This is a genomic window from Endoryza foliicola (assembly GCF_050589245.1).
Lineage (GTDB): Bacteria > Bacteroidota > Bacteroidia > Chitinophagales > Chitinophagaceae > Endoryza > Endoryza foliicola.
Window position 1 is genome coordinate 301,480 of the sequence record NZ_JBOBEW010000002.1, and the last position, 19,959, is coordinate 321,438.

At 38.7% G+C, this 19,959-nt stretch carries 26 protein-coding genes and 2 tRNA genes; 26 read left to right on the top strand and 2 right to left on the bottom strand.

Annotation, left to right across the window (positions count from 1 at the left end; genetic code table 11):
• Positions 1–25: 25 nt before the first annotated feature.
• The 6 genes from ACQ2HE_RS05330 (at position 26) to ACQ2HE_RS05355 (ending at position 2,047) form a co-directional block, all read left to right on the top strand.
• Positions 26–364, top strand: a complete 339-nt coding sequence (locus ACQ2HE_RS05330; RefSeq protein ID WP_430897668.1) for a hypothetical protein — start codon at positions 26–28, stop codon at positions 362–364.
• A 26-nt stretch (positions 365–390) separates the two neighbouring features.
• Entirely contained in the window at positions 391–660 is a 270-nt protein-coding gene (locus ACQ2HE_RS05335; protein WP_430897666.1) for a hypothetical protein, read from the top strand.
• A 5-nt stretch (positions 661–665) separates the two neighbouring features.
• Positions 666–917 carry a hypothetical protein gene (locus ACQ2HE_RS05340; protein ID WP_430897664.1) on the top strand — a complete coding sequence of 84 codons (252 nt, stop codon included), beginning with the start codon at positions 666–668 and terminating at the stop codon, positions 915–917.
• A gap of 230 nt (positions 918–1,147) precedes the next feature.
• Positions 1,148–1,351 (top strand): hypothetical protein, encoded by a 204-nt coding sequence (locus ACQ2HE_RS05345; RefSeq protein ID WP_430897662.1) that lies wholly within the window; start codon positions 1,148–1,150, stop codon positions 1,349–1,351.
• 52 nt (positions 1,352–1,403) lie between these two features.
• Positions 1,404–1,673: a hypothetical protein gene (locus ACQ2HE_RS05350; protein WP_430897660.1), complete on the top strand. Its 270-nt coding sequence runs from the start codon at positions 1,404–1,406 to the stop codon at positions 1,671–1,673.
• 50 nt (positions 1,674–1,723) lie between these two features.
• Positions 1,724–2,047 carry a hypothetical protein gene (locus ACQ2HE_RS05355; RefSeq protein ID WP_430897658.1) on the top strand — a complete coding sequence of 108 codons (324 nt, stop codon included), beginning with the start codon at positions 1,724–1,726 and terminating at the stop codon, positions 2,045–2,047.
• 198 nt (positions 2,048–2,245) lie between these two features.
• Here ACQ2HE_RS05355 and ACQ2HE_RS05360 read toward each other — a convergent pair.
• Together ACQ2HE_RS05360 and ACQ2HE_RS05365 are read right to left on the bottom strand one after the other, a co-directional pair.
• Positions 2,246–2,317: transfer RNA gene (locus ACQ2HE_RS05360), tRNA-Ala, on the bottom strand.
• Positions 2,318–2,322: 5 nt separating this feature from the next.
• A tRNA-Ser gene (locus ACQ2HE_RS05365) sits at positions 2,323–2,394 on the bottom strand.
• A gap of 562 nt (positions 2,395–2,956) precedes the next feature.
• Here ACQ2HE_RS05365 and ACQ2HE_RS05370 point away from each other — a divergent pair.
• The 20 genes from ACQ2HE_RS05370 to ACQ2HE_RS05465 all read left to right on the top strand — a co-directional run bounded on the left by ACQ2HE_RS05370 (position 2,957) and on the right by ACQ2HE_RS05465 (position 19,935).
• Complete coding sequence (locus tag ACQ2HE_RS05370) at positions 2,957–3,475, top strand: terminase small subunit (RefSeq protein ID WP_430897656.1); 519 nt, start codon at positions 2,957–2,959, stop codon at positions 3,473–3,475.
• A complete protein-coding gene (locus ACQ2HE_RS05375) occupies positions 3,462–4,859 on the top strand; it encodes a terminase large subunit domain-containing protein (protein ID WP_430897655.1) in 1,398 nt (465 codons plus the stop codon). Before ACQ2HE_RS05370 ends, ACQ2HE_RS05375 begins: the two co-directional genes overlap by 14 nt.
• 17 nt (positions 4,860–4,876) lie before the next feature.
• Positions 4,877–5,089 (top strand): hypothetical protein, encoded by a 213-nt coding sequence (locus ACQ2HE_RS05380; protein ID WP_430897653.1) that lies wholly within the window; start codon positions 4,877–4,879, stop codon positions 5,087–5,089.
• A 98-nt stretch (positions 5,090–5,187) separates the two neighbouring features.
• On the top strand, positions 5,188–5,376 hold the full coding sequence (locus ACQ2HE_RS05385; protein ID WP_430897651.1) for a hypothetical protein: 189 nt from the start codon (positions 5,188–5,190) through the stop codon (positions 5,374–5,376).
• A 70-nt stretch (positions 5,377–5,446) separates the two neighbouring features.
• Positions 5,447–6,991, top strand: a complete 1,545-nt coding sequence (locus tag ACQ2HE_RS05390) for a phage portal protein (protein WP_430897649.1) — start codon at positions 5,447–5,449, stop codon at positions 6,989–6,991.
• Positions 6,954–7,097 carry a hypothetical protein gene (locus ACQ2HE_RS05395; protein ID WP_430897647.1) on the top strand — a complete coding sequence of 48 codons (144 nt, stop codon included), beginning with the start codon at positions 6,954–6,956 and terminating at the stop codon, positions 7,095–7,097. The genes ACQ2HE_RS05390 and ACQ2HE_RS05395 overlap by 38 nt, the downstream gene beginning before the upstream one ends.
• On the top strand, positions 7,094–7,945 hold the full coding sequence (locus ACQ2HE_RS05400; RefSeq protein ID WP_430897645.1) for a hypothetical protein: 852 nt from the start codon (positions 7,094–7,096) through the stop codon (positions 7,943–7,945). The genes ACQ2HE_RS05395 and ACQ2HE_RS05400 overlap by 4 nt, the downstream gene beginning before the upstream one ends.
• A 6-nt stretch (positions 7,946–7,951) precedes the next feature.
• Positions 7,952–9,256: a hypothetical protein gene (locus tag ACQ2HE_RS05405; protein WP_430897643.1), complete on the top strand. Its 1,305-nt coding sequence runs from the start codon at positions 7,952–7,954 to the stop codon at positions 9,254–9,256.
• 78 nt (positions 9,257–9,334) lie between these two features.
• Positions 9,335–9,580, top strand: coding sequence for a hypothetical protein (locus ACQ2HE_RS05410; RefSeq protein WP_430897641.1), 246 nt, complete (start codon positions 9,335–9,337; stop codon positions 9,578–9,580).
• A 36-nt stretch (positions 9,581–9,616) separates the two neighbouring features.
• Positions 9,617–10,267 carry a hypothetical protein gene (locus ACQ2HE_RS05415; RefSeq protein ID WP_430897639.1) on the top strand — a complete coding sequence of 217 codons (651 nt, stop codon included), beginning with the start codon at positions 9,617–9,619 and terminating at the stop codon, positions 10,265–10,267.
• Positions 10,264–10,803, top strand: coding sequence for a hypothetical protein (locus ACQ2HE_RS05420; protein WP_430897638.1), 540 nt, complete (start codon positions 10,264–10,266; stop codon positions 10,801–10,803). Before ACQ2HE_RS05415 ends, ACQ2HE_RS05420 begins: the two co-directional genes overlap by 4 nt.
• A 28-nt stretch (positions 10,804–10,831) precedes the next feature.
• Positions 10,832–11,776, top strand: a complete 945-nt coding sequence (locus ACQ2HE_RS05425; RefSeq protein ID WP_430897636.1) for a hypothetical protein — start codon at positions 10,832–10,834, stop codon at positions 11,774–11,776.
• Positions 11,777–11,800: 24 nt separating this feature from the next.
• Positions 11,801–11,989: a hypothetical protein gene (locus ACQ2HE_RS05430; RefSeq protein WP_430897635.1), complete on the top strand. Its 189-nt coding sequence runs from the start codon at positions 11,801–11,803 to the stop codon at positions 11,987–11,989.
• 18 nt (positions 11,990–12,007) lie between these two features.
• Entirely contained in the window at positions 12,008–12,457 is a 450-nt protein-coding gene (locus tag ACQ2HE_RS05435) for a hypothetical protein (RefSeq protein ID WP_430897633.1), read from the top strand.
• Positions 12,457–12,735, top strand: a complete 279-nt coding sequence (locus ACQ2HE_RS05440; RefSeq protein ID WP_430897631.1) for a hypothetical protein — start codon at positions 12,457–12,459, stop codon at positions 12,733–12,735. The genes ACQ2HE_RS05435 and ACQ2HE_RS05440 overlap by 1 nt, the downstream gene beginning before the upstream one ends.
• Positions 12,736–12,737: 2 nt before the next feature.
• Positions 12,738–12,962: a hypothetical protein gene (locus ACQ2HE_RS05445; RefSeq protein WP_430897629.1), complete on the top strand. Its 225-nt coding sequence runs from the start codon at positions 12,738–12,740 to the stop codon at positions 12,960–12,962.
• Positions 12,963–13,002: 40 nt separating this feature from the next.
• Positions 13,003–13,536, top strand: a complete 534-nt coding sequence (locus tag ACQ2HE_RS05450; protein ID WP_430897627.1) for a hypothetical protein — start codon at positions 13,003–13,005, stop codon at positions 13,534–13,536.
• On the top strand, positions 13,526–16,891 hold the full coding sequence (locus ACQ2HE_RS05455) for a coiled-coil domain-containing protein (protein WP_430897625.1): 3,366 nt from the start codon (positions 13,526–13,528) through the stop codon (positions 16,889–16,891). The genes ACQ2HE_RS05450 and ACQ2HE_RS05455 overlap by 11 nt, the downstream gene beginning before the upstream one ends.
• Position 16,892: 1 nt before the next feature.
• Entirely contained in the window at positions 16,893–19,007 is a 2,115-nt protein-coding gene (locus ACQ2HE_RS05460) for a hypothetical protein (RefSeq protein ID WP_430897623.1), read from the top strand.
• The gene (locus ACQ2HE_RS05465) at positions 19,000–19,935 is read left to right on the top strand and encodes a hypothetical protein (RefSeq protein WP_430897621.1); all 936 of its coding nucleotides are present in this window, start codon (positions 19,000–19,002) and stop codon (positions 19,933–19,935) included. The genes ACQ2HE_RS05460 and ACQ2HE_RS05465 overlap by 8 nt, the downstream gene beginning before the upstream one ends.
• Positions 19,936–19,959 lie beyond the last annotated feature (24 nt).

The following is a 19,959-nucleotide window of genomic DNA, read 5'->3' on the forward strand; positions in this document are numbered from 1 at the left end:
GTTTAATTCTTAATTCCAGTAAGGTATGAGACACGTCAATTTAAATCAAATACGAACATTAACACTTCAATTGCCTGATGCACATTCATACTGGAATAGTGGTGAGTATGTCATTTTAATGCCAAACGGTGAAGAGTACGATTTAAGCAAGCATCGGAGAAGTTTCGGTCATTCATACCGAATAGAGGTTACTGAAGAAGGAATTTACTATGTTTTGCAGTATTGCGGGAGTGGGTACGGTAAAAAAGATGGCGAGAAGACTCTTATAATTCACCGCAATGAGTATGATATGATTCAGTACAAAGGAGAGGTAATTCAGTTGTCAGAACAGCTAACGCAAGAAATAGCTTCTTATACCAATTGATCAAATAAAATAAAAATAGATGTAATATGAACGTAGGACAGTTAATTGAAAAGCTGAAAAATGTTGATCCCAACATGAAAGTAATTATTCCCATGGGCCAGGAGTTCGATGGAAGATTTTATTCTCCATGTAATCAAGATAGTGGAGTAGGCCAGATGGGAACTGATCCATCGTTGTCAGTAGAAGACATTAAAGAGATGGAATTATTGGGAAAGGAGATTCCGGAAGAAGATGTTTTCTTTCTGCTTCCATGTGGCTTTCTTCAGGAAAAGGATCATTCATTTGAACTAAATTAAATTGTATGAAGATGTACTCTATCATTTATTATGCGGTTTTACTAACAGTACTTTTTCTGTTTGTTTCGAGTACTACTCTTCACTTGAAGCCAATAAGTGTAGAAGTCAAACAACCATTAAGAGGTTTGGCATTTGTTTTAATCTTTATTGGAGTGATTCTACTTGAGTCTGATGCCTATCGACAAGGCTACAAAAAGGCTTCAGGGGATATGGTTGATTACTTAGAAAAGACTATTAAAAAAACGAAAGAGCAATGAGCCAAGACATAGTGTGCATTAGCTGCAAGAAGCCAAGTATAGTTCTTCACCGGACGAATCAATTCAAAAGTGAAGATCCGGGTTGGATGTGTCCAACATGCTTGAAAAAAAATGAGCCAGAGCTGTTTGAATGTATGACAGAAGCTGATAAGCAACTTGTGTCTATAATAGCTCGATCGGTTGTAAATAAAATTACTTCAAAACGTTAGCGGTCGTAACCGCTTTTAGATATGGCAACAACAGTAGCAGCAAAAAAAGCATATGTTTTTTGGCAAGACCAAGAAGATGGAATACCAAATCAGGCGATTCTTATCAATGTATTAAGTGATTCAATATTACTTGAACAAGGAAATGATACCATTAATCTAGACTATGACAGTCTTAATGAGTTTATAAAAATTCTTAAAACAGCAAAAGACGAACGCCCAAAATAATTAACCCGGCCTCGCACATTAATACGTTGGCGGATCGTAACTGGATTTACTCATGAACAAAAGAACCCCCGAACAAATAAGAGCATACGTGCAAATGCCTGCATCGGATGTGAATCAAACTAGACTAGAAGAGTTAGGTCCTGAGAAGTACAGAAATAGACTTTTCTACATTGATGAAGTAAGACCATTGATTAACAGCTTATTGAAAGAAGAAATCTCGATCGGCAGATTCGTTGAGATTTTGAATGAAAAGTCAACTGGACTTCATCCTTTACAGATTGCTAGCATCAAATTATTTTTAAACCACAGCCGCACAAAGTAGCTATAATTGTACACTAAAGCTATCTCCCCGCATCCTCAAAAAAAATCAATATGGGATATTCATTTTACATAGCAAGCAAAACAAAGCCAATAAGTCTGGACGATTTCCGGTACGTGATAACCAACCTTTCAAAGTTCAACAAGAACGGACTTCATGGAGAGATGGCTTGCGATTTCTTTTTGGAGGGACACGGCTACCTTAGAGTTGCCGGCTCTTTTGGGATTAGTGGCAAATATGCTGAAGGATTTGTTTTGAATGTTGTTGTTCTACTGATCAATTTGGGCCACATACCTAAGGTGCTATCTCATGATTGGGGGTATGGCACCAAAGAAGAGTGGGAGTGGTTTGATAGCATAAGAAACCCTCAGGGGTGATCCTGAGGGCCCATCGTTCACGATGTGATAATTATCTTGCACCAAAAATACAGCACTCTATTGGCCTCAAAATGGGAAAAACCCCGCCAAATCGTGTTATTTTCCCCAATTTTTACCCCGAATTGTAACGCTCATGTAATTTTAAGAGTCCATTTGTACTTTAAATACGAATTCTCATTACATTGTGCTTCGAAAAAGAGAGAGCGACGGGATTCGAACCCGTGTTGCCCCCCGTGCAAAGAAGGTACCTGACCCCTCGGTCACGCTCTCTAAAATGTTCCCGGTCAGATTCGAACTGACATTCCCAACTTAGCAGGCCGGAGTCTTTTCCATTAGACCACGGGAACTAATTTTGTTTAAGTCATCTCAGTAATGAGATGGCTTTTTTGTTTCGGTAAAGTTACTATATCAATTCCACCGTCAATGTAAATACCATCAAATAGTGGAATACTTGTGATTTTGTGTTTCATGTCATTTTGTTTCATACAGTAATACCCTTTGCCTTTCGGCAAAAGTTGTACGTAGCCACAAAGATTTTGGTGTGTGAAGTTTATTTTTTCCGCTGACTCGAATACCTAAGTCCTCCTTCTTTAAACATTGAATGTCTTAGCAGGCGAAAGATGTACCCCGTTACTTCAGCGATATCTAAATGATGGGGAAGAGATAAAATAAAGTAACGGAACGAAAATACTGATTTGTAGAATTGTTGAACGGTATGACTTTTCCACATTTTGTTAGCTTGTCTTAATATTTATTTATTGCGATATGATTACAAAAGGAAAGTGTGATTATTGTTAGCGTTAATTAAATACAGTGGAAAATCTTTAATATTCTGTAAATCAATTATTTGTAATTCTCAAAGTCGAAAAATCGACCTTGTCGACTATTTTTATATTCAAAAATAGAACGATGTCGAATAGGATCAAGGTTGAGTGGCAAGTCTTTGTGAATGAATACCTTGCAAGTGATGATCATATTGGAGCCTATCAGAAAGCCTATCCTGGCTCCGATCGTAAATTGGCGGCAACCCGTGGAAAAAGATTATTGAATGTTGCAGCTATCCAGAAAGTAATTTCAGAATCAAGAAACAGAAAGAAGACTTTAGTAAATGAAGTCAGGGATAAGGAGATCATTGAAGCTGCGAAGGGTTCAGTGATTTCTGAGTTAGAAGTTGATAAGGTACTTTCCCAAATCATTACCGGTAAGCATCAAGTAGAAAGGGTTTTCATCATTCGAAACCAACCAATCAAAATAAAAGTTGGACCGGAGCACAACGATATATTGAGTGCCATTGATAAGTATTACAAGCGATATGGCAGCTATGCCCCGAATAAAGTATCGATCGCTGATCCGTTCAAGGATATGTCCGATGATGAATTGAAAGCATTGTTAAAGCAAAAGCAAGCTGAGATCGATGACGAAGATTAGTGAAAGAGAGAGTTTGATTGCTCAGCTTCGTGTTGCTGAAGAACTGTCCCTTCGAAAGAAGCGCGATAGTTTTAAATTATTTGTGAAGTACATCATGCCGGATTATACCATGAAGGACTTCCACAAGTACATCATTGAGCGATTGCAGGCATTTGAAGCGGGGGAAATCAAAAAGATGATGATCTTGTTACCGGTTCAACACGGTAAGTCTCAGATTGCCTCCCGTATCTTTCCTCCCTATTTGCTTGGCAAGAATCCGGATAGGAGGATAGGCCACGTTACGTACAATGATACATTTGCTCAGAAGTTCAACCGTCAGATACAACGCTACATGGATAGCGAAAAGTACCTTCGCTTGTTTCCGGAAACTAAGCTGAATGGCTCAAAGATTACAGGTGTTCATGCTGCGAACTATGCACGCAACAACCACACGTTTGAGATTGTAGACAAGAAGGGTAGCTTGATAACTGTTGGACGTGACGGCCAAATAACCGGTTTGCCAATTGATATTTTGATCATTGATGACTTGTACAAGAACCGGGAAGAGGCAACCTCAGAGGCAGTATCAGAAAAGATATGGACCAATTACAATGATGTATTCCTAACCCGTTTACATAATGATTCCCAACAATTGATTATGAATACCCGCTGGGATGAAAACGATCTTGTTGGCCGAATACTAAAACAAGAGCCTTCAGATTGGGAACAGATTATCTTTCCCGCGATCAAGACTGAAGATCAGGTACCATATGACAAACGCGAAACAGGTGAAGCTTTGTGGCCGGAAAAGCACTCTAAAGAGCGTATCATAAAGATTTCTAAGACCAACAAAACAACGTTCAATTCTCTCTATCAACAAGACCCTCAGCCGAATGAAGAGATTTTGATTTATCCTCATGTAGTGGTCATTGAAGAGTTTCCCAAAGTTGAGTTTAAGTATTGGGGCTTGGATTTTGGATTTACAAACGATCCTACTGCATTGATAAAATGCGCCCACGATGAAAAGAACTCTTACTTTGATGAATGCCATTACCACCCGGGAACACCAATGACAGAGATTGCAAAAGTTCTTTTGGCCAATGGCTATCAGTCGGGAGAGCCTGTATTCTGCGATCACGTCGAAGCGCACATTGTTGAGCTCCGACAATTGGGAATATTTGCGGTGCCGGCAATGAAGGGACCTGGAAGTGTAGGAGCCGGAATCTTAAAAATGAAAGAGCGCACAATTCATGTGACTCGACGTTCAGTCAATATGTTGGCTGAGCGAAAAAAGTATCAGTGGATTACATACGGAACAATCATAACCAATCAACCAAAAGACGAACATAACCACGCATGGGATGGAGCACGTTACGGTAATTTTGCTCAGACAATGCGAGGATAGTCGTAAATTAGTTTTCATTGACATTGCCTAAAGCACCACTATACACACTTCAGCAGATTCATCAACTTATCACAGAATCTGATATCAAAGAGCTTTTGATAGTGATAGAGCTCATGATGGATGAGATTGTATTGTATCCAGAACCTGAACAGAAATTGATTTCAGCTCTCATCGTTGCCCAAAGACACTACTTGGTTTATTTGCAAGAAGGTAAGATTGAAAGCACTTGAAAATAACTGTGCAATAATTCTGCATTAACGAATGTAGTTTTTAGTAAAAAAAATCAATTGAATTTCGTCAAAAGTGAATTGAAGCGATAATTTTGGTTATGACAGTCGTTCACAATAAAATTCAAGGCAATGAAAAAGTAGTAAAACCGGTGTTGAAGGAGTATCGTTGCATTAATTGTGGCAAGAAGATATGCATGGCAAAGATTGAACAAGGAGTAGTTGAGATTAAATGCAGATGCTCGGTCATCAATACCATAGGACAGAACAAGTCACTCGCTAGCAAGTAATCACATCATTTACCAATAAAGAGCCTCTTGAAGGTCAGCATTCGAAAGAATGACTGGCCTTTTTGTTTTTATGGCAAACAACAAACCACCATTGATTGATCGATTTAAAGCAGTAGGATCTGCTTTTAAATCTTTGTTTGTCAACGAGCCTTTAGTTCCCGCCTCATATAGAGGAATGTCAAATGCAAGTTGGTACTTTTCGCCCGATGGACTGAATGATGTTCATTTCAGTTTTACCGGCACCATGAGCATTAGAGAGGCTTACAGTAAGTGTCCGCCTCTTACGGCAATCATAAACAAGAAGGTTCAGGCTTATGTAAACGGGGATATTTCTATCACCGATTCAAAAGGGAACGAAGCCAAAGGGCCTAACGTTGAAAAGCTGAAAGCTTTGATGAGAAGGCCAAACCCAATTCAAACGTGGCCTGAGTTTGAAGCTCAAATGTACGCCTACACTCAATTGTTTGGATGGTGTCTTTTACTTCCTGTAGTTCCATATGGTTTCGATAATATAGATGCAAAGCACATTTGGGTAATTTCCCCACACAGATTAGAGATTGAAGAGAAGACTGATATTGATCTTTCTAAGTTCAACGACAAGAAGTTGAATCTCATAAAGTCCGTGAAGTTGAATATTGGAAACTTTCAGGTTCCTCTTAATCCTGATCAGGTTTTTATTGTAAGAGATAGTGTTCTGAATTTCAACAGTTCTCTTTTGCCCGGATCAAGAATCCAGTCATTAGAGTTTCCGATAAATAATATTATTGGCGCGTATGAATCACGCAATGTATTGATCAACTTCCGAGGTGCATTGGGAATCTTATCCCATGATCCCGGTAAAAGTCAATACGCGGCCATGGCGATCACTAGTACTCAGAAAGAAGAGCTTCAGAAAGACTTTAGCCGTTACGGTTTAAAACGTTCTCAGTGGCAGGTAATTCTTACCGATGCTAGTTTGAAATGGCAGCAGATGGGTTATCCTACAAAGGATCTAATGCTGTTTGAGGAAATTGAGGATGATATCATGAGAATTTGTGATCAGTACAATTTCCCATCCCCTTTAATCAATTCCGCTCAAGGACCTTCAGTAAGCAATACAAAAGAGTTTAAGCAGCAGGTTTATCAGGATGCAATTATACCAGAGGCCAAAAGCCTCTATCAGCAATTATCAGAGTTCTTTCAGTTAGATCAATTCGGTTTAGTTCTTACAAAGGATTATTCCAAGTTGACTGTTTTACAGAACAACAAGAAGGAAGAAGCTGAATCTAGAAAGACTTTGAATGAAGCATTGAAGTTTGAATGGGATGCCGGATTAATAACACTGAATCAGTGGCTTTTGAAATTGGGAGAACCGGCCATTGGACCAATCGGAGATATTCGCTCTACTGATCCAAAGCCTTCAAATGTCCCACTTGCCGTTATCATTGGAGTAGGTGGTGTTCAAAGTCTTATTCAAGTACTCACCGCGCAAGGTATGTCAAATGAATCACGTCAAGCGGCCTTAGAGATCATTTTCGGTTTAACTCCTGAAAATGCAGCTCGAATGGCTGCTGGTAACAATAATCAAAGTTCACAAGATGGAAACCAACAACAGCAACAACAACAGCAGCAGTAGTACTTCTGTTCCTCAAGTACCTCAAGTGGTAGACAAAGCCATGTTGCAGGAGTCTATGAAGGAAAAGGAAACTGCTATTAAGACCAATCAAATAGTAAAGAAATGAATCAGTTGCAGAATTTGAAAGGGAAGGAACTGTTTAGTTACCTGAAATCAAATAAGGAAAGTTTGATAAAACGCAAGAAGTCCATTATCAAGCATTCCGATGCTGTTTTTTATGACAATTCATTAGTGACTAAAGAAGGCATTGTTGTAAAGGCAAACTTCAATACGCCAAAAACTATTGAGGATACCGGTGAAGTCATGGTGAAGGTTGTTGCAAATACTTCTTTGTGGTGTGATAGCCATATGGACGTTTTGTTGCGCGATTCAGCGAAGAAATCAATGAAAGAGCGCAAAGGTTTAATTCCTCATCTTAAGAATCACGACTATACTCTTGAATCTGAGTTAGGTGATGTGAAGAGCATATACTACGAAGACATTGCATTGAGAGACTTAGGAGTTAATAAACCTGGTTCTGCTCAGTGTTTGATTTTCGAAACCAACATATTGAAGTCTTGTGATGAAAAGATTTATTACAAGTACTTACAAGGTAGAGTAAAACAACACTCTATTGGTCTTCAATACATGAAGCTTGAGCTTGCTATCAATGATCCGGATTCAGAGAAAGAGTTTGATTTCTGGAATAAATACATAGAGCAAGTAATTAATCCCGAGGTATGTATTGAGCGCGGTTATTTCTGGGTGGTACCAGAATACAAATTGATTGAGAATAGTGCTGTTCTTTTCGGCAGCAACATGCTCACCCCAACATTGGAAATAGGCAATTCAAATAAAGGCATCGAAGATGAGTCTACTCAATTTCAGCCGCCGGCAGGCACTGAAAAGGAATCAGAAAGTGCATTTGATGTTATGAAAGCCATTGAAGAAACAACATTCATTAAAGTAATCTAAATCAAAATGGAATTAACAAAAGAACAGTTTGAGGCAATTGTTGCCAAACTTGGAACCGAGGCGGCGAAAGTGGTCGCTAAAGAAATGGAGACGGCTTCTACTAAAATCAAAGAATCCGTTTCAAAAGAAACTATTTCGAAAGAAGATTTCGAAGGACTTAAGAAAGCTCAGGAAGAAGGCTTGAAAAAGATCAACGAGATCTGTGAAAAGCAAGGAACCTCAATCAATGAGATTCTCGCTAGCATGAGCACTAAAGGAACGAAAGAAAAGAGCATTGCAGATTGTTTAAAGTACAGTGAGGATGAGTTGAAGCAGATTTACAACAATCGAAGCGGTGTGAAGTATTTCATGATCAATGTAGGAACTGATGGTAAGTTTAAAATGACCCCATTTGATCCTACACAAAAGGCTGCCGGACCGCATTCAACAACCGCAAACGTTGGTGGTGCAGGTAACACTTCATCTATTGCTCAGTCAATTGATGCAGCTACTTTGCTTCGTTTGGGTGCTCAGTCTCCAATCGTATCACAATACCGGAATACTCCATGGATTTTGGATTTGATCAATTTGCAGAATGCAGGTTTTGATCTTCCATTTGCTATGTGGTATGAAGAGCAGGCTAAACAAGGTTCTAGTTCAACTGTAGCTGAAGGTGCAACAAAACCACAGGTTCAGTACGCTTACACTTTGAAAACTGCTACATACAAGAAGGAAGCTATGTTGATTGGTTTTAGTGAAGAGTTTTCTCTTGACTTTGCCCGTCTTCAAGATGATATCTTGGGTAAAGGCCGCGTTGACTTAGTAAACAGAATCAACTCTGCTATCTTGGCGAACGTGATTACCAACGCTCAGGCATTCAACTCTGCAGTTGCTTTTAAACAAGGTGTTGTAGTTCCGAACGGTAACGACTTTGATGCTATTGCTGCATTGGCCGCTCAAGTGGATTCAAATACATTTGGTGCAATTGCCAATACTGCGGTAATGAGTACTTTCAAAAAGTACAGAATGGGTATCACTAAATCAACTACCGGTGAATACATTGATCGTCCTTCTGTATTGGACAATCTTGCGTTTGTTGGTAACCCTGATTTGACAGCAGATCAGTTGATTGTTGGTGATTTCAAGCAATACAATGCCATTCTCCGTGGTGGATTGATTGTAAGAGTAGGTTACAATGGTACCGACTTCGCTCAAAACATGTTCAGCACTGTAATTGAACAGTACTATTACGATTATATCAGTGCATTAAGAGTGCCTGCAATCGTGAAAGGTCCTGACTTCGCTACCGTTAAGACTGCTATTACTACCTAATAGTTAGTTAGAAAACAGACCCCAAACAACAATTTTCTAACCGCCATGGGCTTTTGCCCATGGCACATTTTGAATAAAATGGAAACAAATCTTGGTGTTAATGTAGAAATTCTTTCAACCCACAAGCCGGTAGTGGTAGATGATCCTAAACTTAAAAAAGTAAAGATCAAGTATCCCGAAAAGTTTGAAGGTACAAAGTTTCATGCCGATGATGATATTGTTCCGATGAGTGAAGAGCTCGCGAAACAATATGTTGACTTGGGTATTGGAACACTGGTTGAAGAAAAAGAGAAGACAACAAAGAAGAAGGAAGAAACAAAATAGCTATAGCGTTCAATAAGCAATTAACAATAAAGCCTCATGCCACTTATCAATGAGTCATATTTCGTAGGTCAATTGAATATCCCAGATACCGATCAAGCCGCAACGCTCGAAAGGTTAAACTGGTTTATTGAGCGTTACGAACGTGAATTTCTTGTTGATGTTATGGGGTATCGGCTTTATAAGGCTTTCGTTACCGGTATTACTCAATCTAATGTAGATACTCGTTGGAAGAATCTTTTGAAAGGATGTGAGTTTACAAACCGAAGATCCCTTCCGGATTTCTGGATTGGGATTGTTCCTGAAGTAGATAACCTCCTTACTTTGAAAGATTCTGATTCGATCAATGCAGTGGTTGGCAATTCCGGTGGCAATGTATTGGAGGCAGGTTCTAGAAACAATACCAATAATACAAAAGTCAGTATGATTGCTCATTGGGTTTACATCAATTGGATGCTTGATCGGTATTCACAGACTACTCCGATAGGGGAAAGTGTACCATCCACAATAAATGGTGATGTGACTACGCCGCGACTGAAGATTGTTGAAATTTCAAACCAGTTAGCTGAGTTTGTTTGTCAGTTGAATGAGTTTTTGTTTATGAATCAGAGCGTATATCCAGAGTGGGACACTGCTCAATACAGTATGTCGCTTTCTCGGTATAGGAAAACAAACTCCTTCGGAATATGATAGTGCTTTCAGACCTTTTTAAGAGGATCGTTCAAAATCTCAATACCAGCTTTGAGGGTAACGGAATTGATTTATCAGTTCGTTACTCCTTTGGTACGTATCAAGAGACGACGAAGGAAATTCAAGATTTTGGTAACAGTACTACTTTGAAGGACCAGAAGTTCCCGCTTATTTGGCTTGTAACTGAACAAGATGAATTGTTTGATTCATCTGCGATCGGGAAGCCCGTATTGACGAATATTCAAATTCTCATTGCAAATTCAACTGATCCGAATTCTAATTCAGTAAAGCGCATAGATCAAAATTACATACCTGTTCTCTATCCTATATATGAGCAGTTGTTAATCGAAATTGCTGCTTCTGGCTTTTTTGAAGAGCAGCATAGAGATGATATCTATCATATGAGAACTGACCGGCCGTTCGCCGGGGTAAAGGATCAAAACGGCAAATATCTGTCCAATCTCTTTAATTCATATGTGGACGTTGTTCATATAAGAAACATGAGACTGAATGTTTGTCGAGAGTATTGTAACTAATTAATTAATCACAAATCAAATTATAACCATGTCTGGTATTAATGTTTGTGCCACCCTCGGTGGTAATACTGGTAAAGGTCAATGTGATGTGAGAATGGCCGCCCCTGCGTTCATCATGCCAACAAAGGGAAAGACATTTTCTGGCGCAGATTTGGCCTCTTCTGATGCTTTTAAAGCTGCTTTGTTGATTGCCATGCTTGCAATCAGAACAAGCAGTTCGAAAGTGTTTTTATTTCCTAAAGCTCGCGTAGTAGAAGATAACACTGCTGATCCAACTTTTGGCAACTTAAGCGATGGATACGAAGAGTTGTTGAACGAAACCGCGCCAGGTTACACGCTTCAATCTGTTGTTGGTGTGTGCTTGCAACAAGCAATGTGTAAGTTCAATGGTTGGGCAGACAAAGTGTTCATTATCGACAAGAATAACATCTTGTGGTACATTGAAAACGCTGATAAGTCAGGAACCGGCTTTTCAGTAGGAAGCCTTTTCACTCCGGCTCCCCGTTTCGGTAACACTGCAAACGTTGCAACTGTAAACACACGCTTAGTGTTTGGTGCAGTTGATGAATTTAAAGGCGGTATCGGAGCATTGAAGTTGGATTTTGATGTAACCAAATTGACCAATACAGTTGATGTGGTTCTTTCTGAAAAACAAGCAGCAGTTGCCAACGTTCTCAAAATTCAAGGTTTGGTGGCATGCACCGGCGTTAACATCTATTCTGCGTATAAAGCAGGCTTAGGTAACATCGCTCGTTGGTATGCTAAACGTTTGGATACTGGAGCTGCTTTAACAATCACTTCAGTTTCTGGTGATGATGCGCTTGAATCTTTCACTTTTACGTTGGATTCAACTCAGCATACTGCGTTGCCAAGTGCGACGAAAGTTGAAATTGGGTTAGTTGACCCAGCCACTTTGAACACTGCGGGTGTGTCTGGAATTGAAGGTGTTTCCTTCGTGTACACTAAGCCATAGTGATTCACTCTTAAATCAAAAACAATGATAGAGGTAACGTTTCAAGGCGTTAGCTTCAATGCCACACACTTCAGCAACTTCAAGCAAAAGGAATTTATTGATGAGTGTAAAACAAGTCAAATCTTTTCCGAATATGGCGAGAAGGAACAAAAGGAGTTACTGGTGAAAGCTCACGAATTGATATTAGAAGCAACAAAAAAGGCTACTGAATAGTAGCCTTTTCTCCATTTCATGAGTGACGTACTTCAGATATTATCCGACTTGTCAAGTATAGATGTAGAGCATCTAGCTGAATTGTCATTGATTGAGAATGAAAGTGTAATGGCCGATCTGAACGCTGAGCAAATGGCCCGAGGACTAAGGCCGGATAACTCTGAGATTACACCCACTTATTCTGATCTGACCATTGAATTGAAGCAAGGCAGACCAGGACTTTCCGGAATCACCGATCGCGTAACACTTTATGAAACAGGAGAGCACTACAAGAAACTATACGCAGAAATTAAAGGCTCTGAATACGAGATGGGAAGCAAAGATTTAAAGTCGGAAAAGCTCCAAAAGAAGTACGGAAAGATTTATGGTTTGAGCGATGACAGCAAAGAGACTTTAGTTTCAGGACCATTGTACAAGTCATGGAAAGAGAATGTTGAGAAATTGACTCCATTTAAACTTACTAAGTGATGCCAAAACTTACAAAAGACATTGAGAAAAAGTTACGGGAAGCTGCAAAGTCTTTACCTGCCGACACCTATGAAATAACAACCATTGAAAAGATTTCAGCGGAGGAGCTGATGTTAACTCCATATGCTGTGAAACAAAAGTTGGAGCCAGGCGCAGTCTATGAACTGCCAACGCCATTGATAATTGAGATGAATCATTATCGAAGATTGAAGAGGCGTTATGTAAAAGGTGGAATGGTTGAGGTTGTAAGATACATTGCTCAATATGTAAAAAAGTAAATATGAGTGAGGGATGCCCCGGGTGCTTTGGTACCCAAAAACAGATTCAGCAAGTGATTTCTTCAGTAGTAAAAGAGGCACAGGAATATGCGTATCAGAATCAAAAGAATGTTTACATCTATAAGAACGAGTTTCAAGAGATTGTTTTCATGGAAGAAGCGGCAGCAAGACATATTGGAATCATTCCCATGCAAGTTGTTTCTTACCTGCGACCAATTAACGCTTGATCGATTTATACACTGTTTCAAGGGAGGCGATTTATCAGTTTTGGTTATTGAGGGTAATGCCGATTTGAATACGCTTTCTTCCGTTTGGAATGATATCTATTTGGAGTTTGTAGACTTGATGTCTACCGGTGAGACAGAGTATGTGATGGAGCTTAGAAGGAGAATAAACATTGCCAGTATAGAGATTGAGGAAATCGAAAGTATTCTTTTTTGTCTTTCATTCAAACCATATCCGAAACTGATTAATAAGCTAAGAGATCATGGTTACTATAATGAGTTCGATATTGTTAATCCAGAGCAATACATGGAAAGTTTAAAAGCGGTAGAACAGTCTTTGGCCTCAAAGAGATTTCAGCTTGAGCAAGATTTGAAAGAGTTGAAAGGATATGTTGAACAGCAAATGAACAAAGAAATGGATATGGAGTTCTTTGACTCCATGGTTATTAGATTGTCAAAATACTTTGGTTTTATGATTGACGAAAAGACAGTAACCGTTTCAAAGTTTGTTAGAATGATAAAGGAATTCACCAAAAATAGTAAACCCAAACAGCCAATTGTAAAAGATGAGTACTAGGGGTAAAATAACCGAGTTATTCGATATTGAAGCAATCAATCAGCAAAAGAAACAGGTTGAATCTTTGGTTGATCAGTTTGCTGATAAGATTGATGCAGTAAAGCCAATAAAACTGCAATTGGAAGGTGCTGACACCACGAAAAAGATTGTCAAGGGTATTTCTGAGATTACAGCAGCTCAGAAAGAATACGATCGCTTAATGGCTCAGATTGCAAGCTCACAGGCAAAACTCAATTTAATGGAGTCTGAACAAGCCAAAATTCTTGCTCAGAACAAATTACAGTTAGCCGAGGTGAATCGTAATTTAAAGGAAGAGATTCAACTTAACAACGCTGCCGAAGGTTCTCTGACAAAGAAGAACATTGAATTAAAGCGTTTGCAACGTTCTTATGATGCACTGTCAGAAGCTCAAAGAAATGCAGACGACGGTAAGGCCCTGCTTGATTCAATACAGAAACTGGATGCCGAGGTAAAAAGCCTCGAGGGAACTACTGGTAGATTTGGGAAGAATGTAGGTAACTACTCCGGCGCATTAAAGATTCTTGAGAAATCATTGAATGATGTTGGTGGTAAAATAGATCAGTTTACAAAGAAGTCATCTGGTACCGACGATGCAATTGCGCGTATTACAAAAGAAATTGAAGAGTTTAGTCGCTCAGGTAATAAGAGTGAGGAAGTGCTCGCTTCCCTAAAAAAGCAATTAGAAGAATACACCAAAGAGGCGAACAAAAACGAGGATGTACTTTCCGCTCTTCGGCAAGAGCAAGAATTGCTTACCAAATTATTGAACAATCAAGCCACCGGTTTCACGGCTGCTGCTCAGGAAGTTCGTGAGAATACGAAAGCACTTCAGCAATTGGCCGCGGCCGGCCTTGAAGGTACAGAAGCCTACAATAAATTGTTTGCCGCCACTGCTGAATTGAAAGATGAGACAGCCGATCTTAAGACGGCATTGAACAACGCGGCTCCGGACGATGTAGCTTTCAATGCAGCAAGTGATGCAGCAAAAGGACTTATTGGTATTTACGGTTTGGCTCAAAGTGCAGCCACTGCATTTGGAGTAGACAATGAAGCGGTTGCTCAAACGCTTCTGAAATTGCAGGCTGCTGAGACAGCCCTTCAGTCAATTGAGGCTATTCGTGCTGTATTCAAAAAGGAAAATGCTGTAGCTCAGGCTGTTCAAATAGGCCTTCAAAAGGTAGAACTTTTTCAATTGAATCTTCTTACAGCCGCAGAGAGCAAGAATATTGTGGTTAAATATGCCGCCATAGCTGCACAAAAGCTGTTAAACGCGGTTATGTCTGCCAATCCAATACTGTTAGTAGTGGGAGCATTGGTTTTACTCACAGCGACCTTATCGAGTTTTACAACCGCTACAAATCAAGCTCAGATCAATTATGAAGAGCTCAATTCAACATTCGAAGCAGGGGCCAAGGCTGTTGATCAGTCTCTGCAATCAATTCGAAATGCCGGTGATGTGATCATAGCTGATCTTGAAGCCCAGGGTGCTACCGAAAAGGAGATTAGAGAAAAGAGAATTCAGCTAAGAGAGGATGAGTTGAAAAAGCTTCAGGAGTTTGTTGATAAGAACACCGATTATGCACAGAAGGCACTCATTGAGCGCGATAAAATGGCAAAAGGAGAGATTGATCTTGATGAAACAAGGCTCGAAGAGTTGACCAAGTTCATTGAGAATTTCAATAAAAAGGAATCTGAGTTCTTTAAAACTCAACGAGAAGTCAACATTCTCCGGTTGAATGATCTTCGTGATACCAGAAAAGAAGAAGACGAGGAGCGCAAAAAACAGATCAAAAGCCAAGAAGATGCTTTGAAACGAAAAAAGGATCTTGCTGAGCGCGATCGCCGTGCAAATCTTGAGTTGTTGAGGCTTGAGTTAGAGTCTCAGATTAAAGTACAGGAAGACATTGCATCCAATGAAAAGAAGTCTTTGAATGAAAGACTCGATGCCCGGTCTCGAATCTCTTCTTTAAAGGAGCAAATTATTCAAGCAGAGAAAAATGCAGAGCTTCAAGTTGAAGGTAAAACCGAGGCTGAAAAGTTAGTTGTTCTCAAGCAGTTTATTACGAAAAGGCTTGATATTGAGAGAGAGAATTCAAAAGCGATCGCTGATTTGATACGTGAGTCTGGCGAAGCCCAGAAAGCTGCGGAACTGGAAGCCAAGCAGAAGCGATTAGACGCCCTTTCTCAGTCGGCAACCGATGAGGCTGCAATCATAGAGACAGGATTAAATGACCGGCTTTCAAAGCAAGCACAGGCCCTACAGAGCGGATTGATAACCTATGAACAGTATCAAAAGAACATCAGTAGGATTCAGATTGATTCTCAGAAAGAACAGTTGAATGCGGAGCTTGATTATTATGAGAAAGTACTTCAGTCAGATGATTTTACCGAGTCCGAGCGAATAAATGCAAGGAAAGAACTTTCTAGGATTCGGAAAGAGCTCAATGAAATTGATCTTCAAAATGAAAAAGATATTGCAGATCAGAGAATTAAGAACGAAGAAGATGTAAGAAACGCCATTGTCGCCCTTCAAAGTCAGGCAATTAATACAATTGAGTCTTTAATTACAGCATCATTTGATAGAAGGAAAAATCAAATTCAAGATGAAATAAACGCTGTTGATATAAAGAAGCAAAAAGATATTGAAAATGCAAACGCTACAATACTGAATGAACAAGAAAAGGCTGCTGCTATTTCTGTAATTAATGCCCGTGCTCAAGCTCAAAAAGAAGCATTAGAGAGAAGGCAAAGGCAAATTGATATTCAAAGAGCAAAGTTTGAAAGAGCTGCTTCGATAGCTAGAGTAGTTCAGGAAACCGCAATTCAAATTGTAAAAGCATTTCCAAATTTTGCTTTACAAGCAATTATTGCAACTATGGGAGCTTTACAAATTGCATCAATTGTTGCACAACCAATACCAAAATTTAAGCATGGTTTGTTTGAAGATTACGAAGGACCAGGTATTGTTAACGATGGTACAACGTTGGAAGCGATTTGGAGAGAGAAAAAGAAAAAGTACGAGTTTCCTACTGAAAGGAACTTGCTTACAAAGTTTGAAAAAGGTGACCGTGTTTATCCTGATGCTAGTCAAGTAATCAATGAAATTGGACCTTCAGTAATGAATGAGTTTAATAACACAACATCTTACCCTTCTTTTTCAGAAGCTCAAATTAATCAGGTAATGATGCGTGAAATGATCTATAAGTTAAATGATTTGAACGCTACAATGAAGAGCCGTCCAATAGCAAAGATTAATAACACATTTGCCGGATTTACAGTAAGTTGGGAAAATGGTCAAAGTATTACTAAATACATAAACGATAACACTCAATAGAATGGAATCAGAGTTGAAGTTTTTTTTATTGAGCAAGGCAACGAATACTTGTTATTACACAAATGACTTTGTAAACCTTGAACAGTCATCTGTTCCTAATTTTCTAAAATATCCACCAATTGGGTGGAAGGATATAAACATTTTGAACGTTCGAAATAGAAAGTACTTTGGACTAGATCGATCATTGAGCGTTTCACTATCTTTTGTAGAAGATGGCGCATTTATTTTGAAGAAGCTCTTTTACGAATACGGAATTGAGGCTGATTGTGTACTGGTGATAATGAAAAAGGAACTTTATTTTGATCCTGCTAATTATGGTTTTTACTATTCTAAGTTAGCAGAATGGGATGTTGATTTTTCGACCTTCAGCCATGAGTCTCACATTGTTCAAGTAAATGTTGTAGAAGGAGGATTTGTAGCTGATATAAAAGCTAAAGAAGCAAATGTATATGAGTTTGATATCGATCAATTGGACCCGATAAAGGTTAGACTTGATCCAGTCAAGCTTTTTTCAAATTCTACATACAAAATTTCAAGAAGTTTTCCAGCTCAATCAATCCCACAAAAGCAGATTATACCTTTCGATCAAATAGGAAGTGAGGGATTCTTGAATAACATAGTCATTAAGCCTACAATTGGTGATTTGGTAGATTACGCACAGAATACCATAACTACCGAGAACTTAAATACAAGTGAAAAATATTTGTTTACTGCGGCAGCCGATTCTGAAGTTACTATTGAAATAAAAGGCTCAATATCTGGTACAACTGGAAGAGCTGGTAACCAGTGGTTTATTTCAACTGGTTCTTCTGATTCATTGCCAGTAGTTACAGAGTCAATTGGAATCATAGAAATGGAAACACTTCCTTTGATTTCTTATCCTTTTTCAATTAAGAAAACTTTCAATGTCCTAAGAGGACATAGAGTCTTTCTTTATAGAATGTCAACTACATTTAATAACAATGGTTTTTGGAACTACAATGACGATACTACGATGAGACTTACTGTTGCAGAAATGTATGATACTACTTTCTGTAATTGTGTATATGCTTCGACTCTTTTCTCTAAGATAATTGAAAAGATTACAGATAAAGCAAATGTAGCAAAGAGTGATTTATTGGACAGTTATAAAGACATTGTGATCACATCTGGTGATTCAATAAGAAGAGTTCAAGGTGCAAAGATAAAAACTTCACTAAGTCAGTTTTTTGATTGGGCTAATTCGACATTTGGAGTTGGTCTAGGTATAAAGGAAGGGAAAGTAAGGCTTGAAAGCAAATCGTTTTTCATTGATAATACTTCAATTGTAGACCTTGGAGAGATTTCTGATTTGAAAGTTAAAGTTGATACCACTTCTATTTTTAATAATCTCAAGATTGGCTATCCTGAAGTAACTTATGATGAAGTTAATGGTAAGAATGAGTTTAATATAAAGCAAGAATATTCAAATCCAATAAAAAAGGTAGTATCGTCACTTAGCCTTTTATCTCCATATCGTGCTGATTGCTACGGTATTGAATTCTTAAGAATTGAAGGCCTGTATAAAGAGTCGTCTGATACCAGTTCTGATAATGATGTATTTGTTATTAAGAAGGAAAGAGATCCATATCTTGATTCGGTGCAAGGAGAGTCGTTCAAAATAGATCGTTCGCTAAACTCTTATGCGTCTGGAATACTTGATACGCAGACTGTATATAACCTATTTTTAACACCTAAGAGAAATCTTTTGCGGAATGCATCGTATTTAGCTAGTTGCTTTTATAGAATGGAACAAAGGAAACTCACTTTTCTTACAGCTAATAAGCAAAATCCTCTTGTCGTTAATCCTCCATTTGAAAAAGCTGTTTTTGAAAGGGAAGACGTATTGATTGGAGACCTTGACGGCAGAATATTCCATCCTATTCTATTTGAAATGAAGGCAGTTGTCCCATTCAACTTAACACAATTGTTAATCGGAAATTCAGGCATTGTTTTTACTTTCACAACTAAAGGAATTCAATACAAAGGAATTTCAATGAAGGTTTCTCAAGAAAGTATAATGAACAATGCTCAAAATATTCAACTGCTTTCTCATCCAGATAACGATTTAACACAATTGATTGAATTCTATGAGTAACATTCTTAAAATATCGGACCTAAACGACACTAGGTTTTACGACATTAACCCTACAATATTACCGCAATATCTTAGCAAGCATTTTGATTTATACCAATTTGCAGAGCAGATACCTAGTTGGCAGTCTAAGGTCAAATATTTTCAAAAAAAGCAAACGAGCGATATTACTGTTTATCAATTTGAGAGTAATTTTGATCCTATAGTGGTTGAGGTAGTTGATCGATATGGAATCCCTAGAATTTCATTGCCGGCAACTAAGGTTAGGCAGAATAAGTATCAGCCAACGTTCTTTATTTATGAGGCTAGTATCAATTGGAGCACTCTTTCTGAAGGCTGCTATTGGGTTACTGTAAATGCCGGATCTGGTCTTAAGAACCTTATAAGTGAACCGATTTCATTAAAGGCCAATTGGCCCAATACTTTGTATTATGAATATTCGAACAGTAGATATCATGGGAATGTTTTCTTTGAAACAGGAATTGTTTTCAAGACAAGAATTGAAGGACGGATTGGACGGCTAGTCCCCAATACCGATGATGTGGTTTACGAGGATGATGAAAGAACATCGTATTTACTAAAGAGTACTGCATCAACATCCTTTGAATTATACATGGGCGGATCAAAAGGACTTCCGGACTGGATGATTCAAAAGATAAATGCGATTTGGACTTGTAACAATGTCAGAATTGATGGAAAATCGTTTTCGAAGTCTAGCGAAACAAAGTTAGATTTGAAGAGTCAAGACAACTACCCTATGCGAGGAATTACAATGATTGTGAAAGAAGGATTGAATAGAGGGGCAATGTATTTCAGTAGTGATGCAGACGTGTCGAAGAAACTTGTTGTAGTTCACAATATTGATTCAAGCCTATTTGGTGACACTGCGAACCCTGGTTCAAACGTCATTCAGATTTTAAGCAACGAATAAAAAATTTAGAACCTCTAAAAGAAG